This is a genomic window from Butyrivibrio sp. VCB2001, from assembly GCF_000423965.1.
Classification (GTDB): Bacteria; Bacillota; Clostridia; order Lachnospirales; family Lachnospiraceae; genus Butyrivibrio.
Genome location: NZ_AUIZ01000013.1, coordinates 73,109 through 90,335, shown reverse-complemented (window position 1 = coordinate 90,335; position 17,227 = coordinate 73,109). Strand labels below are relative to the sequence as shown.

Annotated in this window: 12 protein-coding genes; 10 read left to right on the top strand and 2 right to left on the bottom strand. The window is 40.3% G+C overall.

The window, feature by feature from the left end:
- The 10 genes from G589_RS0112150 (at position 1) to G589_RS0112105 (ending at position 16,483) form a co-directional block, all read left to right on the top strand.
- Positions 1–3,426 carry a UvrD-helicase domain-containing protein gene (locus G589_RS0112150; RefSeq protein ID WP_026522336.1) on the top strand — a complete coding sequence of 1,142 codons (3,426 nt, stop codon included), beginning with the start codon at positions 1–3 and terminating at the stop codon, positions 3,424–3,426.
- Between the two features lie 41 nt (positions 3,427–3,467).
- Positions 3,468–5,633 carry an HNH endonuclease gene (locus G589_RS21270; protein WP_196811880.1) on the top strand — a complete coding sequence of 722 codons (2,166 nt, stop codon included), beginning with the start codon at positions 3,468–3,470 and terminating at the stop codon, positions 5,631–5,633.
- A 91-nt stretch (positions 5,634–5,724) separates the two neighbouring features.
- Positions 5,725–5,949, top strand: a complete 225-nt coding sequence (locus tag G589_RS0112140) for a hypothetical protein (RefSeq protein WP_155832537.1) — start codon at positions 5,725–5,727, stop codon at positions 5,947–5,949.
- A gap of 32 nt (positions 5,950–5,981) precedes the next feature.
- On the top strand, positions 5,982–6,989 hold the full coding sequence (locus tag G589_RS0112135; RefSeq protein WP_022769128.1) for a helix-turn-helix transcriptional regulator: 1,008 nt from the start codon (positions 5,982–5,984) through the stop codon (positions 6,987–6,989).
- A gap of 61 nt (positions 6,990–7,050) precedes the next feature.
- Positions 7,051–8,388: a DUF262 domain-containing protein gene (locus G589_RS0112130; protein WP_026522334.1), complete on the top strand. Its 1,338-nt coding sequence runs from the start codon at positions 7,051–7,053 to the stop codon at positions 8,386–8,388.
- 8 nt (positions 8,389–8,396) lie between these two features.
- Positions 8,397–10,214 carry a DUF262 domain-containing protein gene (locus tag G589_RS0112125; RefSeq protein WP_022769131.1) on the top strand — a complete coding sequence of 606 codons (1,818 nt, stop codon included), beginning with the start codon at positions 8,397–8,399 and terminating at the stop codon, positions 10,212–10,214.
- A gap of 154 nt (positions 10,215–10,368) precedes the next feature.
- Positions 10,369–12,438, top strand: a complete 2,070-nt coding sequence (locus G589_RS21265; protein WP_051192358.1) for an AAA family ATPase — start codon at positions 10,369–10,371, stop codon at positions 12,436–12,438.
- A gap of 46 nt (positions 12,439–12,484) precedes the next feature.
- Positions 12,485–13,096 carry a hypothetical protein gene (locus G589_RS0112115; RefSeq protein ID WP_026522333.1) on the top strand — a complete coding sequence of 204 codons (612 nt, stop codon included), beginning with the start codon at positions 12,485–12,487 and terminating at the stop codon, positions 13,094–13,096.
- Positions 13,097–13,157: 61 nt separating this feature from the next.
- On the top strand, positions 13,158–13,601 hold the full coding sequence (locus G589_RS0112110; protein WP_026522332.1) for a flavodoxin family protein: 444 nt from the start codon (positions 13,158–13,160) through the stop codon (positions 13,599–13,601).
- Between the two features lie 179 nt (positions 13,602–13,780).
- Positions 13,781–16,483 (top strand): hypothetical protein, encoded by a 2,703-nt coding sequence (locus tag G589_RS0112105; protein ID WP_026522331.1) that lies wholly within the window; start codon positions 13,781–13,783, stop codon positions 16,481–16,483.
- 88 nt (positions 16,484–16,571) lie between these two features.
- Here G589_RS0112105 and G589_RS0112100 read toward each other — a convergent pair whose 3' ends face one another.
- Both G589_RS0112100 and G589_RS0112095 read right to left on the bottom strand, forming a co-directional pair.
- Positions 16,572–16,949: a type II toxin-antitoxin system death-on-curing family toxin gene (locus tag G589_RS0112100; RefSeq protein ID WP_026522330.1), complete on the bottom strand. Its 378-nt coding sequence runs from the start codon at positions 16,947–16,949 to the stop codon at positions 16,572–16,574.
- Positions 16,946–17,188, bottom strand: coding sequence for a type II toxin-antitoxin system Phd/YefM family antitoxin (locus tag G589_RS0112095; protein WP_026489151.1), 243 nt, complete (start codon positions 17,186–17,188; stop codon positions 16,946–16,948). The genes G589_RS0112100 and G589_RS0112095 overlap by 4 nt, the downstream gene beginning before the upstream one ends.
- Positions 17,189–17,227: the final 39 nt, after the last annotated feature.

The window sequence follows — 17,227 nt, the reverse complement described above, 5'->3', positions numbered from 1 at the left end:
ATGGGGAATCCTAAGTCAAACCTTGAGATAGATTCTTTATCCAGAAACAGGATCATTTCTGAAATAGATACTAATTTCTTTGTTGAAGCCGGCGCAGGATCCGGTAAGACGACTATGCTTGTAAGCCGCATGGTTGCTATGGTTGAGACTGGTATTGATATTGGCAGGATATGCGCCATTACCTTCACAAAAGCAGCTGCCGGAGAGTTCTACGACAGGTTCCAAAGGGCACTTATTGAGCGCAGTAACCCTGCTTTTGTCTGGAAGGATAAGGGCTTTGCAGGACAGCTTCCGGCTCCGACAGATGAGACCAGGGCAAGGTGTGAAAAAGCTCTTCAGAACATTGATCTGTGCTTCATGGGGACCATTGACTCTTTTTGTGGAATGGTCTTGTCTGAGCATCCTTCTGAGGCCGGCATTCCTTCAGATTCAACGATAGTTTCTGACGTGGATGTTGAGACAATATATAAACAGCAGTATGTGAAGATCTGTGATGGTGAGTACGGAAAAGAGATACAGGACCTGGCCAAGGGCTTCCGCTCAGTCAACAGGTCTGCAGAGGAGGTGTTTGTAAAGGGAATGCAGCTTCTTATGGACAACCGGAACGTGCATTTCAATTACAAAGAGATCACTTCTTTTGACATGGATAAAGAATATGGTAATCAGAGAACCGAGATAATAAGAGCCGTAAAGTGCCTTAAGGATCACCCTGAAGTCATGTATGACGGCAAAAAGGAAAGCAGAGAAGCATGGGCAAAAATTGAATCCATTTATAATGTGCTTAAGCGAAAGTGGTCTAATGACTTTACCGGTATACTTAGTGCGCTTAAGGATCTGAAAGATATTCGAACAATTCCTGGTGCAGTTGATGATTTTGGAGCTTCTCTTGGAGGACTCTTTGAACCCGGCGGAGCTAAGGGCAAGTGGCTTGAATGTTCTGTTGGTCAGGAAGAAGGTTTGTTTGTAAAGGCCGGTGAGCTTAAGTACAACATTTCCATGACTTTTTTGAATAGATGCATTCCAATCATTGAGCAGGCTATGCTGGAAAAGGGATGCCTTACCTACTTTGACTATCTCTTTTACCTGAGGAATATGCTCAAGAAGGATGCTGAGAAGGATGGAAAGCTCATCAATTACATCTATGAGCGTCATAGCTATTTCCTGATCGATGAGTTCCAGGACACAAATCCTATGCAGGCGGAAGTGTTCTTTTATCTGACGGCAAAAAAGCCTGTGCCTCAGTGGAGAGACTGCGAGCCCAAGCCGGGATCTCTTTTCATAGTTGGTGACCCCAAGCAGTCCATTTACAGGTTCAGAAGCGCGGATGTTACGTCGTTCCTGAATGTGAAGAAGCTGTTTGAGAAGAATGGCGGTGCGATAGCAATGCTGTCCAGAAACTTCAGGTCTACACGGGCTTTGTGCACGTACTATAACAAGGTCTTTTCTGAGATGCTGCCTGAAGAGACTGATGATCAGAGTAAGTTCGAGGAGATTCCACTGCCCGAAGAGACAAAAGGCGAGTTTCAGGGCATATTTTCGTATAAGGCATATACAGGGCAGGCAGCCAAGGATAATCCGGATGAGGCAGATCCGGTTAAGATTGCAGACATGATAGATCGGATTGTTGGAAGGCCGGAGTATCTCGTATCCACTGAGGGTGATGATGCGCCAAGGCCTATTAGGTACAGCGATATCATGATTATCACTGGTGCAAAGAAAGGGCTTGCGCCTATTGGTGCTGAACTTAGTTCAAGAGAGATTCCAACTAAGGTTGAGGGCTCTGTTCCCTTCGGAGAAAACGAGGCGCTTCGGGAGATTTTGCTGATCTATACTGCTTTGGCAGATCCTGAGGACAAGATTGCCCTTTATGGCGCGCTGAGCGGTAAGGTTCTGGGAATATCGAAGCAGGATATTATGGAGTTCCGCTCCAAGGGCGGAGTTCTTGCACTGAATTATGCAAAAGAGCTATCGGACCAAAGTGAAGCCGTTCAGAAGGTAAAAGAGAAGCTGGATATGCTGAAGGACTTGAGCCGGGAGGCGCAGAGATTGTCGCCGGCAGCTCTTTTCTCCAGAATAATGGATGAATTCAAGGTATATGAGGCGGTGGAAGCCGACAATCTTGAAGTGGTCTATTACACGCTGGAACTTATCAGGAATGCTGAAAAGTCCGGAGAGGTTGTGACCTTGAAGGACGGAGCAGCTCTTTTGTCTGAGCTGATTGCCGGGGAGTCCGATGAAGAGAGATGCCTTAGCTTAAATGACAGCAAGGACTGTGTCCATATGGCGAATCTTCATAAGGTGAAAGGTCTGGAAGCGCCAATTGTAATACTGGCGGCTTCTTCAGGCAAGACTTTTGGCTCCACCTCCAGGTTTGTTCATGGTGAGAAAGGTTCGGAAGGCTATGTGTTCTCTCTGGGTGAGAAACTTGATAATGGAGGCACCTGGAAATATTTTGAAACTAGCAGCTTTGCTGATGAGAAGGCGGCAGAGGATGCTTCGCTGAAGGCTGAGGGGCAAAGGCTCGTTTATGTTGCAGCAACCAGAGCCCGCAATGCGCTGATCATCTGCAACAGTGTTTACTTAAGAGGTGGGAATGAAGTGCAGGATTGTAAGTGGAAAGACCTGCTTGCTTCAGTAGATGGCGATATCTTTTCAGTTCTGACTGAGCCTACAGAAAAGAAAAAGGCAGAGGTAAAGGTTGCTGACGCTGAGATGCTATATGAGGAAGCCCAGGAAGGATGTGCTCTTAATGATAGAGATCCTGAGACCGGCACTTATACTATTGAGAATCCGAGCAGATTGGAGCTGAAATCAAAGCTTGCTGATAAAGATGAGGCCCAGAGTACAGTTGCAGTAGATAATAATGAGGCTTCGAGTACTGATTCGTTAAAGGGCAAAGATGCGAAACCGACTGATGATGCAGGCACTCGTGGCGGGATGGCGGCTCTTACTGGAACCATGGTCCACAAACTCATGGAAATGATGGTTTCCACTAGGAATAAGCTTGATGTTTCCGATGCCATTATGGAGATAATCCGAGAGTACAGAACAGCTGAGTTTGAGCCATATGAAAAGGTTATTGCAAAGAGGCTGACGGCTGTAGCAGAACATATGAGATCTGGCGGTTATGCCCAGACAAATGGCCTCCCACAGGATATGCTGAATACGCTTATAGGTGCAGACGAAGTATACTGCGAGGTTCCATTCTGCTACAGAGATGATTCTGATGGACTTGTTATCTGGAACGGAATCATGGACGTTATCTACTCCAAGGATGGGCAGTGGCATATCGTAGATTATAAGACCAATGCTGACGGAAGCGATTTGGATACCAAGTACCAAGCACAGCTTTCGGCTTATATAAAGGCTTTTAAGGCTACAACCGGAGAAGACGCTGATGCGCTGACGTACCATATTGATGTGTGAAAGGAAATACTATGAGTATTCTTTATTGCAGAGTAGGCTGGATGAATGACTATCAGGGGATTGATAGTGAACGTCCACAAGGTGGTGGAAAATATAACCGGAATAATATCGGACATGAAGTCCATAATTATCTAGGAGTTAATGGAAAGTATTATGGATTTGTAGAGTCTGGTGTAAATAACACCATTCATGTAGAGAAATTATGTGGTGATACTAATGCTGACTATGCAGAGAACGTTCTCGTTGTCTGGGTAGCACGGAAGCCTTCAGGTGGCGGACAATTTATCGTTGGCTGGTATAAGAATGCTACTGTATACAGAGAATTGCAGGATGTTCCAGCCGAAGCAATGGAGGCTCGCTCATTAAAATCGCACTCTGTTTACAATATTTACGCGGAAGATGTTTTTCTGCTTGATCCCAAGGACAGACTGTTTCAAGTTGAGGGCATGGGACAAAATAATATTTGGTATGGGGATAAATCCGGGGAATTGAATGACCGGGTTAGGGAATACATATCAGATTATAAAAGCTATGTTTCAAGTAGTGAAATTGGCAAGCTACGTTATATAAAAGCGTCTGACAACATAAGTTTTTCATATAACTTTGAGGTTCTTAATGCATGTTTTGGGGCAGATATGCATGCTTCTTTGCAGCATGCCACATGGGAACCAGGCGACGGTTGCTTGGTTTGGTTTCCACATCTTGCCAAAATCGAGAATGGCAGATATGCCCCAGGATCATCAGAAGTAAATTGGAAGAATTACTTTGAAGATGATAATAAAGATATCATTATTCAAATGCTTTATCCCGGGGAAATGGTTAATACAAATGGTAAGGAGCCTTCACTACACTATGGTGTCGATATCAGACCATCTCATACTTTTATGAAGATGGGAGAAAGGGATTTTAGATATGTAGGCACATATATGCTGGATTACAACAGTTCAAGTCTTCGATATCATGTTTCTCGACGTATAAAAGAGGGAATAGATTTATCAATCTGGGAATCTGGACATGATATGAAGTATTTTGACATGTCTCAGATTGGAAAAGATGTTTTCAAGAGCTTTTATATTGATAAAGACTATAAGCAACAAAAGGCATATATTACGAGGTTCCTGGAAAATGATAAGGAATATTTAGATGACGAAGTACAGTATGACAACATAAGAAAGACATTTACTGAGAAATATAGTCTGATAGCACTAAGCAGGATGGGGGCTGAGCAATATGAGAATTCATTTGCACCTGAACTTGCAGATGTACTTAATTCGTTATTTGAAGCTTCCTATAACAAGGGATTGATTCTTGAAAAGATTGGCCAGGTCAATGAGTTTGGCAGGGCCCTTGTGGATCTGTTACATGATACTGATACAAGTATAAATGACCGGATTCGTAATAGCATTTATGGAAGTGAGTTGGCTGCTCAAATATACACCTTATACGATAAAGATGGATATGCGTATCTGTACACTTTAAGTGGCCGAGTTGTTGAAAACTTTAATTATGCACTTGGGATAAAATCAGACGAATCTGTAGATTTGGTGGCAAAACAGTCCTATCTCTATTTCTGGCGGTATTGTGATGAAACAATATTGGACTGGTCTGTATATAGGTTTTATCAGTTTTTATGCTTCATGGCTTCTATAAAGAGAAGAACTATACAGTATGTAGCAGCCCCAAGAGCCGATGTAAAGAAGCGCATTGAGGAAGAATCAAAGAAGCTTGATGATGAAGTTTGTGGTTCTGATTTGGCAGAAGCCCCAAAGAGCTTTGAATATAGTAGTTCACCAAGGGCTAGTGAGATTAAGGCCAGCGCAAAAGTACCTAAGGAAGGAAATATTGTTCCTCGACACGCTGATCGTAAAGTTAATGCACTAGTCAGAGCAGAATATCACTGTGAGATTGATAAAAACCATCCTACCTTTAAAAGAAGAAATTCAGATAAAGATTATACCGAGACCCATCATCTAATTCCGCTAGAGTTTTCTTCAGAGTTTGAGTATACCCTTGATACTGAGGAAAATATAGTTTCGCTGTGTAGTAATTGTCATAATCAGATTCATTATGGTGAAGGAGCTGAAAAATTACTTAAGCAGCTCTTTGATGAGCGCAAAGATGCATTGTATGCTGCGGGACTTGAGAAGACTATCAAAGGCGTGACTATGGATTTCCAGCAATTACTGCACATGTATGGTTTAGATTAGAAGAATATGCACATAAAAATGTACAGCCCCATGTCATATGATAAGCATAGGAAAGATACTTATCGCTGTTTTTATAGAAAGGGGCAGATTTATGTGGACAGATCATTTTGTATTAAGGGACAAGGATGGCAATGTTCTTAAGGAAAAGAACAAGGTGGAGCATCTAAAAGTATTTCTTGATGAAATGGGGATAGGCGAGAATGATGTCTATCACATCAAGTCAGATGTTTCCGGATATGAGTTTGAAGTTACTGCTAAAACAACGCAGGAAGATTGGCGAGAGTATGCTAAGGACTGCTACATGGCTCTAGACTGATACTGAGCATTGAGTAACTGTGGGAGAATCTCATGATCAAAGTATATGGAACTGAAACGAAAAAGATGCTGAACTTACTCATATTGGATGTACTTCAGCGATATTCTGATGCGGACCATACTCTGACCCAGCAGGCAATCATCAGGATTCTTAGGTCTGACTATGGAGTTGAGAAGATTGATCGTCGTTCTGTGAAGGCTAATGTTCTGTCTTTGGTTGATATGGGCTATGAAATATCCATGGAAGAGGGAAATGGGTACTATCTCATGAGCAGGGAGTTTGAGGATGCGGAGCTGCGTCTGCTTATTGATTCTGTGCTCTTTTCCAAGACTATTTCAGATGCTTATGCCAAAAGACTCATCGAAAAGCTGAAGTCCTTTGGCAACATATATTTTGATATGCGTGTTTCTCACGTTAAACCTACTCCAACCATGAACCGCACCGATAACAAGCAGGTTCTCTATAACGTCAGCGCTATTGATGATGCAATTGATAATAAGAAAAAGATTTCTTTTCACTATTGTAAGTATGGCCTCGATTTCAAGATGCACGATCTTGGTAGGAACTATGTGGTCAATCCGTACCAGATGGTAGCTTCGGGTGGGCATTATTACCTTCTCGGGAATTTGGACAAATACGATGATGTGGCCTATTACAGGATTGATAAGATGACCAATGTGGTGATTCTTGATGAGAAGGTTAAGCCTCAGAAAGAAGTGGTTGGCCTTGATGGTCAGCTTAACCTGTCCAAGCATATGGCAGAGCATATCTACATGTTCTGTGGAGAAACGCTTAATGTTACGCTTAAAACCACTCCGGGGATGATGGATGCTCTAGTAGATTGGTTTGGTAAGGATTTTAAGATTCTGAAGAGTACTGAAGATAAGCTTGAGATTCTGGTCCGATGTAATGAGAATGCCATGTTCTGTTGGGCTCTTCAATATGGGCCGCAAGTAGAAGTTCTGGCACCCGCGTCGCTAAGAGCAGATCTAGCAAAAGAGATTAAAAAAATGAACGATAAGTACCACAATGATAATTGATGAACGATTAAGAAAGAAAAGTATAGATGCTTTAATATAAAACTGATATCTGGAGGACGATATGTCTAATGAGTATGAGCATTTACAGATAGTTACACTTAAGACTATTTTAGGAGAAAAACTTGATATTCCTGAGTATCAAAGACCATATAGATGGACAACGGAGTCGGCGGTTACGCTATTTTCTGATATCTATAATGCGTTTGTTTCGAAAGTACCAGAATATCGAATAGGTTCGGTAGTTTTGCATAATAACGAAGGCAAAATGAAAATAGTAGATGGGCAACAACGTCTAACAACGTTGTCTATTCTTGTATATTGCTTTTCAGAAATAAAAAAAGACAAGGCGTTAGCATCCTTTCCGGAGTTATTGAAGGCAGAATTTAATGATCTTTCTTTGGAAGCAATAGTTAATAACCATCAGATTCTTTTGCGTAAGGTAAAAGAAATGGAAGAATCTGAGCTGGATAAGTATTTGGCATATTTGCTAGATAGATGCACTATGGTTCGTATTGTAACAGATAGTGAGCAGGAGGCTTTTCAGTTTTTCGATTCTCAGAATTCTAGAGGTAAAGCTTTGGCACCTCATGATTTGCTCAAATCGTATCATCTTAGAGAAATGCGAGATGATGATGAAACAGAAAAGATTAGTATTATTGAGAGATGGGAGACGACCAATCAGAAAAAGTTGGAGCATCTTTTTAAGGATCATTTGTATCCTATGGTTCGTTGGTATAAATTTCAGGATGGAATTGGTTATTCTGCAAAGGATATTAAGACTTTCAAAGGAATAAAGACAAGTAATAATTTTAATTTTTCGATATATAATCGAGCAGCAAATCTCTATGTTGAACATTTCAATAGAGAAGGCATGTATGAGTTAGCATCAGGGAAAATGATTAATCAGTTTCAGCTGACGCAACCGGTCATAGCAGGAAAGAGATTCTTTGAATACAGTTTGCATTACCTTAAACTAAAAGAAACTGTAGAACAATTAGTAGAATTCAAGTATAAAGCTACAAATGTAGATGGGCTTATCCCTGAAAGCGGTGTAGGAGATAGCTACATTAAGAAATTATTTATAAATATTGTTATGTTCTATGTAGATAAATTCAACATTGAGGCTTTGAGTGATACTAGACTCGAACAAATGTATAAATGGGCATATTCTCTTAGAGTTGTCATGAAAGCAGTTTATTGGGAATCTGTTAACCGCTATGCTCAAGGGATTAACGATCGTGTAAATTATGGGGTTAACTTATTCGCAAGAATAAGCGAAATGCAAGATCCGTCTGAAATGGACGCAATTATCCTCGAGTCTGTTGATATGGCAGATGCTGAAACATATAAGGTCAATGTAGATAGGTACAAAAATATTATTGATAGAATCAACTCATAGGTGGATATATGGAATACTTAGAAGAAATTGTGCAGCCAGAAGAATATAGTCTTGTAAATTTATTCAGGGGTACTGAGTATATAGTGCCAATCTATCAACGAAACTATGCTTGGGAGAGTGATGAGATTGAGCAGCTTCTTGAAGATATTAATGATTCAACGGGAAAATACTATCTTGGAAGTCTTATTGTCAATCAACAATCAGCAAGTGTCTTTGAAGTAATAGACGGACAGCAGAGACTTACAACTATCTTTTTATTGTTATCATATCTGAATGATGAGTCCGTTAATAGGAATTCATTAAGATTTGAAGCAAGGGAAAAGTCGAATAAAACACTTTCAGAAATAAATAAAATAAAAAATACAACGGATGAATTAGAAAAAGAACCATGGTTTTCAGAAGAAATAATAAATGGATACTCCATAATTAAGAAGTACTTTTTGAGGAAAACAGAAGAATCAAAAGGCTTTGCGGATGACTTCAAGAATAAGCTTGCGCATATTGCTATTATTCGTACTCAGGTACCTAAAAAGATTGATCTCAACCATTATTTCGAAATAATGAATACGCGCGGAGAACAGCTCGAACTTCATGAGATAGTTAAAGGCAACATTCTTTCTGTTATTGATTCTAGAGAAGATAAGATCATAGCGGCATCAATTTGGGATGCGTGTGCTCTAATGGATAGATATGTACAGATGTCATTTCCTAAGCAGGTGCGAGAAAATGTGTTTGGTGATGATTGGGTATCTTTTCCATATCAAAAATACGAAGATATTCGACCGTTATTTATGATCGAAGGAAAAGTAATGGGAAATAGTGGGAGTGATGAAAACAAATACACTTTGATCAGCAAGCTCCGGGAAGGATTTAAGAGTACTAAAAAGGAATCTAAGGACAATAAACCCGAGGAAAATGAAAGGTTCGAATCAATTATTTCGTTTCCAAATTTTTTATTACAAGTAAATGAGGCTGTGAGTTCGGCAGGTATAGAAGATGATGCTGGATTAGATGACAAGAAATTCATATCTTTGATGAAGCCTCATTATGCGGATAATGATAGTGCATTGAGTTTTATTTTTTCATTATTGAAGTATCGAATGCTTTTCGACAAATACATTATAAAACGTGAGTATGCTAAGGATTATAGAATTGAGGGTCGGTGGTCTTTACAACGCATCGAGAAATATATAGGAAACAAAGGACCCCAACCAACCTATACAGGAACTTATAATACTGGGGACACAGATAATAACTCTACAAAACGAGTGCGCTTATTACAATCTTGCCTTCGTATTACTTATACATCGCCCAAAACAATGCATTGGATATCTAAAGCATTAGCAGAATTAGCCAAAAGTGAAGGTATCGATTTGCAATTTGTTTTGGAAAAGTATTGTTGCGATAAAATCTTGGATTCAGAGTACAAGAGCCGAGAAGGATTTGGAATTGATAGGATTGTGTTTACTTACCTCGACTATGTTCTTTCACGGGATAAAGCAGATAATTATCAGTTCCAGTTTAGAACCTCAATAGAACATTTTTTCCCACAACACCCAATTACAAAAAATGTTTGGGATGCAAAGAGTTTAAACTGTTTTGGAAATCTTGCACTTATTACGGTGTCGGCTAATTCCAAGTTTTCTAATATGTTACCGCATCAGAAAGCAGAGGATTATCCTGAATACATTGAACAAAGTCCAAAACTTATGCTTATGCGTGATTTGATGATGAAGAATAATGGAATATGGGAGATTAAAACCGCGAAGGATCATAACGATGAAATGATGAAGATTCTTGATGATGAGATAAAGAATCACAAGTAGCGTTTGGACCATTGTATCTTGGAATGAAACATCATAGTACATACTTAAAAGAGCCTCGTCACGGGGCTCTTTTAATGGGCAAATTTTTGTACCACCTGTTTGATACTATGAAGTTGAAAGAAAGGAAAACAGTGATTCAGACGGAGGTACGAGGATGAATTTTTACAGTGCCATTGTGACTTACAAGGCTATGAGCCTTCCATTTGGCTGTGATGAGGATCGTAAGCTTACTTATACGCCATCCAGCGAAGAAGAAAAGCGAAGCTTTAATACTAAGCTCAGGAACATGAACGGTATTTTTAGTAACAAAGATGGGCACGAAGATCCATTTTCTCTTTTGGTGTACTCGGCCAGAGCAGAGGAACTGAAAGTCGTCTTTTCTGTTGATCTTAATAAGTATTCAATGAAGAATTTTAAGAAGAAAATCACTGGCTACCTGACAGAGCATTTTGATGTTGACGATATTTCTTTTACCGAAGTCAGAGAGATAACAGTTCATGAGTTTAATATGAAGATCAACAAGGCTCCTTTTTATGAGCTGCTGAATAGCTCTTATGACACCATTACCGAATTGGGGACTGATTACTTCAATGAAAGAGCCTTCAGCATAAAAGAAAAGCTGATGGATGGGAAGAAATGGAGTCTTTCGAAAGCAAAAGAGGAAGCCACTAAGATTTTGGCGGATAAATCCTTGATAGAGGAGATTGAGAGAATTTATTCTGACAAGAATGAAAAGAAATATTATGGGAATCCAGTACACTACAAGGTTTCTGCGTCGAATATGGATTCTGCCAATGGCATGATCGATGTTCTGGTTAACTCTTTAAAATCCAATAATAGACTTCTTGGGAACAGGGTTAATAAGATCTATGAAATCACTGAGGGCTGCTACGATGAAGAGGAATTTGTTCACACTGTAGATCATGCTCAGGGTGGAGTCGTCGTCATAGATATGTCCGGTACTGAGGAAGACCATGGTAGTTATGCATCTGCGTATCATGAAGTCATTCACTTTTTTGACAAGCAGATTGAAAAGTATCAGGTAAACACGCTGTTTATCTTTGTGGAGATAACTGAAAACCCGGGATTTTCCAGGGCTTTAATGAGCACGATTCAGGAAGATGTTGATATAGTCGAGCTGAGGGAAGGATCAGTAAGCCGTGACCTTGCGGCTGATTTTATCAAGAAGCAGATGAAGGAAAGGGGAATGAAGGTCACTGACGCAGATATAGACATTGCATTGCCGGACAAACAGCTCTTTTCCGTAGGAGAGGCGTACTCAGCAATCAACAAGATTTATAAGGACAGCCTTAAAAAGATACATTACCTGGCTTATGAAAAGGTCAACTATTATGACGTCAAGGAAAAGAAGTGTGAGATAGAGCCTTATAAGGAGCTTATGGGCATGATTGGCCTCACAGAGGTCAAGAAGACTGTTAATGACATTTTGAATTCTGCAAAGGTCAGAAAAATCAGAAGCGAGATGGGAATGGACAACTACAAGCCTTCTATGCACATGATCTTTACCGGAAATCCGGGCACTGCTAAGACGACGGTTGCCAGGCTGCTGGCAGACATCTTATATAAGGAAGAAGTGATGGATGGAAATAGGTTCGTTGAGTGTGGACGTGCGGATCTTGTAGGAAAGTATGTAGGCTGGACAGCTAAGACCGTGAGGGCTAAGTTCAGGGAGGCAAAGGGAGGCATTCTTTTCATCGATGAGGCTTATGCGTTGGTTGATGACAGCAACAGCTTTGGCGACGAAGCCATAAATACCATAGTGCAGGAGATGGAGAATCACAGGGATGATGTTATCGTGATCTTTGCCGGATATCCTGAGAAGATGAAAGCTTTCCTGGATAAGAATGAAGGCCTGAGAAGCAGAATAGCGTTTCATATCGACTTCCCAGATTATAAGGCTGAGGAACTGGGCCAGATTCTGGACCTTATGGCTGGTAAGAAGGGATATTCTCTTGCGGATGGTGCATCAGATAAGTGCATGGAGATATTCCGTAATGCATCCCAGAAGAAGGAATTTGGTAATGGCAGGTTTGTAAGGACACTTCTTGAGCAGGCAGAGATGGCTCAGGCTGGAAGAATAATGGCGGAGAATGCAGGAAAACAGATTGATAGAGAAGCTCTTAAGGTGTTGAAGGCAGAGGATTTTGAAGTCAATGCCGGAAAGGTTGGTAAAGAAGAGAAGAAGATAGGATTTAGCGTGTAAGGTTGACTATGGAAGATGGTATCATAGAAATATGGAGGGATATACTATGGCTAGAAAGATAGAAGAGCTCAGAAATGTAATTGCTGCCAGTGATAGGGACAGTTATGAATTACTCCTTAGGAGGCTTCGAGACAAGGAGGATATCAATGTGGCGGGGCATTTAATGGAATTGTTTTACGATGGTGTTCCTAAGCATGGAATTATTGGAACAATTGAGGATCTCGCCAATTCTATGGGTGTTACATCGATGGCAGATTTTAATGACTACTCAGTTTTTTATCCGTCGGATAGACCTCTGCGAGAGCGCATGGATATGCCGGTGTGGTTATATGTTTGTACCGGGAAGAAGCGCCTTGGCGATGTTATGCAGGAAATGCTTAATTCCGCGCATCTGATCCCACGGCCTCGTAATCGATATGAACGCAAGACGGTCATTTTACTTACGGACAAGTGGAGTGACAGGGTCTTTAAGGGTAAAGAGCTGAGCTTTATCAGAAGTGCATGCCATTATGAAATAAACTATTACTTTATTGCTGCATCTGAGTACGGGCTTTATCAGGTACCTTTTTTGCCAAGTACTTTCACTGAATCAGTTGTTGATGATTTCCGTGATGATGAGATTATATGCGAGGATGGCAGACTGAATGTGTTTATGTAGATACTTGGAACTATGATATGGTATCATATACCTATCGTTTTTCAGGAGAGTGAAAAGAGTTTTGAGTAGTTGCATTATCTATTATTCCAAGCACCATGAGAATACAAAGAAGCTTGTTGATGCCATTAAGGCAGAACATCCAGAGGTTGATCTTATTGATGTGACGCAGAAGCGCGAGCAGGATCTTCATGGATATGATGTAATCGGTTTTGCCAGCGGTATTTACTATGGAGAGTTCGCTGAGCAGGTTCTAAACTTTGCCAGGGTAAACCTTCCACCACAGAAAAAGGTCTTTTTCATGGCCACTTGTGGGAATCCGATGAAGAGCTATTTCAAGGGAATAAGCAAAATCGCGGCTGATAAGCAGTGTGTTGAGGTTGGAAAGTATCTTTGTAAGGGATTTGACAGCTTTGGGCCTTTCAAGCTTGTTGGTGGAATTCAGAAGGGGCATCCTACGGATGAAGAGATAAAGAGCGCGGTAGAATTTTACAATAATCTTATTTAAATAGAGCATAAGTGTGGGCGGTACAGAACGTACCGCTCTTTCTCAATTAATGGACATTTCTAATAGGGGTAACGTCTGTTATAGGAAAGTTATCCTTTATTTATATTTGGTTAATAATGAAATGATATAATGATATCGTAGATAAGTAGGCGCTTTTTGACCTTTTCAGGAGGCGAAACGTGAGAAAATCTAAGTTCCTTAGTGTAGTAATGTCAATAATAGTAATGGCTTTTCATTTGTGTGCATTAAAAGCCGAGGCCGTAGATCTAAATAAGGCGGATACCTCTGAATTTCTAAATGCTGTAACAAGCATAGAGCATAGTACTGGTAGTAAAAGGGAATTCATGGGACTTGGGTATGACACGTCCTCTTTTAATGGGAGCAAAAATATAGGTTCTTTTGCAATTACAGATTTAGATGAACCCCTGCATGGAAAGTTGTTAGATACAAGAGCCACAATTATCGCTGACAATGGCGTTTTTTGGGAAATTCCTGTGCTTTGGGTTGATGAGGATGGGAATGAGATATCAATACATTTAGATATTAGGAAAAGCTACCCAGTTTTTGTTTTTTTCATACCAGATGGATATTCAATAAAAAAATCAGATTTTGGTGATTTTAATATTGTTTTGCCGGATTTTGTGAGTGAAATATTGAGTACCAATGGAATGTTGTCTTTGGCAGATCCAAGCAAGGGGCTTATTTACTTTACCACTAGATTAGGCGGAAAAAATGAGCAGAGTGTTGATGTAGTACAGGTTAGTGCCGCGGATCTTACTGATACGAATGATGATATAGAGATTGTTAATCAAATTACAGATAATCTAGTCCAAACAACTGAGCCTAGGGATGATATTATCCCAGAACAAGTCCAAAACGATATATGTGGCATAGAAAATGAAGCAGGCCAGAATGTAACGGATTCTGTGACCACACCACCAACTACTGATAATGACAATTCATTAAGTGAATCCGAGCAGAGTGGTTCAAATATCGTGGTGCCGTCTGTAACTGCGGATATAGTCTCTATGCACTGCGATCAGAATGCAATAAATGCAATAGGCTATGATGAATTGGAATGGCTTGTAAAGCTGGTTAAATACAATATTGAACCACAGGCAGTTAATTTGCTTTTAGATCGATTTCCGGCATATCAAGCGGCAGCGGATAATAATGAGTTAGGAAAGAATATAGGATTATATATTTATTATGATGATTATACGGATTCTCAAGGAGGGATTAGCAATCAGTCCGATGCGGTCGCCGGAGTTGCTGGAAAGAACAATGGAGATACATATTCATATAGAATAGTGCTTAATGCTAGTAAAGTATTCGACTATGATGTAAACACAGATACATATAGTCATGATGAGGAGCTGGCGCGAGAGTCGCTAGATAATACTATACTTCACGAGTTGATGCATGCTTTCATGTACGACTATACACGCCCAGGCATGACAGGAGAACAGTATAACACCACTACGGAAGAAATTGAGGTTAATGATCCTTCATCTGCTGTATATAGTGATGTTAAGTATCCAACATGGTTTGTTGAGGGCATGGCATCAACAGTGGAAAACTCTGTTCAAGCCTACAATGATACTATGCGTTCGTCATTTGGTTATGATAACAGTACGGAAAGCTATGATATCAGTAAAATTCAGTACTCTTATACGGTCGATAAGTCACTTCAATTAGCATATGCCGATAGCCCTCAGGTTGAGCAGGCTGATACTATAAAGAGTGCTTACATGAGTGGATATCTTGCTAATGTATATCTTGGGTATTTGGCTGCGCTAAAGTATGATGGAGTTGATGCCATAGATGGCAGTACTGGCTCAGGAACGTATTCAATAGATAGCTCGGTTATTCGTGGAGGAGTAAATCATATTCTCGAAGAATTACATAATGGAAAAACACTAGATGATGTGATATCTGAAATATCGCAGACAGATAGTAGCAATCCTGCATTTATAGACACCGAGGATTTTACAAAAAAATTCATTAAGAGTGGGAGCGGAGGGTCACAAGAATTTGTTACCAATTTTTTGAATTATATCGAATCCATTAGTACGGACGATGAAATGGTCAATGGGTCTATACTCATGGATTTCACCGATGCTGCACTATCCCCTTTACAGCCGGAGAATGCAGAAAATGCACCAGTTTATGTACCAGCAGATACAAAAGAGTTTGTGGACTCTACAGTCTTGAATGAGGACGCGTTACAGGCTGGAGGAAGCTCGGAGACAGGTATTACGGATGGAACCCATAATTCTAACGATGAGACAAATATAGGTGGCAATAATGGTAATGATGAGACAAATACAGGAGGCAATAACCCAAATGATGAAATTCATTCAGGATATAATTCTAACGATGAATTTCATTTTCCTGGAAGCGGAGGATTTGGAGAGTTTGATGAATTCCACGTATTGAAAATGGATAGCTCGTCTTTGATTGATGTTGAAAAAGAGCAAGCGGTTATGGATACAGAAAGTGAAATGAACGTAGATCTCTCAAGTGGTGCAGATCAGGAGTCAAATATCAAAGAGGCGTCAGCTGATGATTCCTTGGATCAAGCAGCTTCGGATGATCCTGAGGAAGGCATGGTCGTTGATATACCTTCTGCAGAAAGAGAATTACTGGAAAACCCTACGACTGAGGAGGAAATCATGGCTGAGGACGCTATAAAAGACACACTAGATGCGCTAGAAAACGCTGAGTATGTTTCCAGTGATGATACAACCAATTCTGATGATGACACCAGCGAGGCTGATACTAACGAAGATGCTCTGGTAAACAACACTGATGACGGAGCAGGAAAAGAAGAGGACGTACCGGATGACGGTAACGGGGAGCCCACCCCTGAAGAGAATTGAATAGGATTTGATATATTAAAGTAAAAGATGCTGGTGAATTGATAATCAGCATCTTTTCTTTTTGAAAAATTGAATGATGTGGACAATGCTATAGTTGATGTCCTATGACCCAGTTTAGTAAATCTGTGTATTCTTTCTTACTTGCTGCGATATCAAGAATGATCTCGTATAGCTCTTTTTGCGTGTATTGAAGCTCAATACCGTTAAGAGCCAGGAAAACAAGCATGGCGTGAGTGCCAATTCTTTTATTGCCATCCTCCATGCAGTGGTTCTTGATAAGTCCGTATCCTAATCGGGCAGCTTTTTCCTGGATGGAAGGGTATAGCTCTTTTCCATCAAAGGTCTGAAATGGATTTTCGAGAGCTGAGTCCAAGAGGTCATAATTCAAAACCTTGTCGCTGCCACCAGTCTGTTCAACAAGCTGCTTGTGCATCATGAGGATTTGTTTTTGAGTAAGTCTTTTCACTTTGACAGTACCTCATAAGCTTCTTTGTTTTGTGCCATTAGCTTCTGAGAAATGGCAAGAACATCTTCATCAGAGGCTTCGCTATTCTCATCTGTTTTTCTTATATCTGTTATGAGAAAACAGGGAGTATTATTCTTCAGAATAAGGGCTGCGCCTTTCTCCTCAACAAGTTTAGCTACTTTTGAAAAATTACGATTGGCTTCGGTAATGGAAACCATGATACTTGTATCCACTGTCATGGGGAACACCTCTCTTTCTATGATTAAATTATATATAAA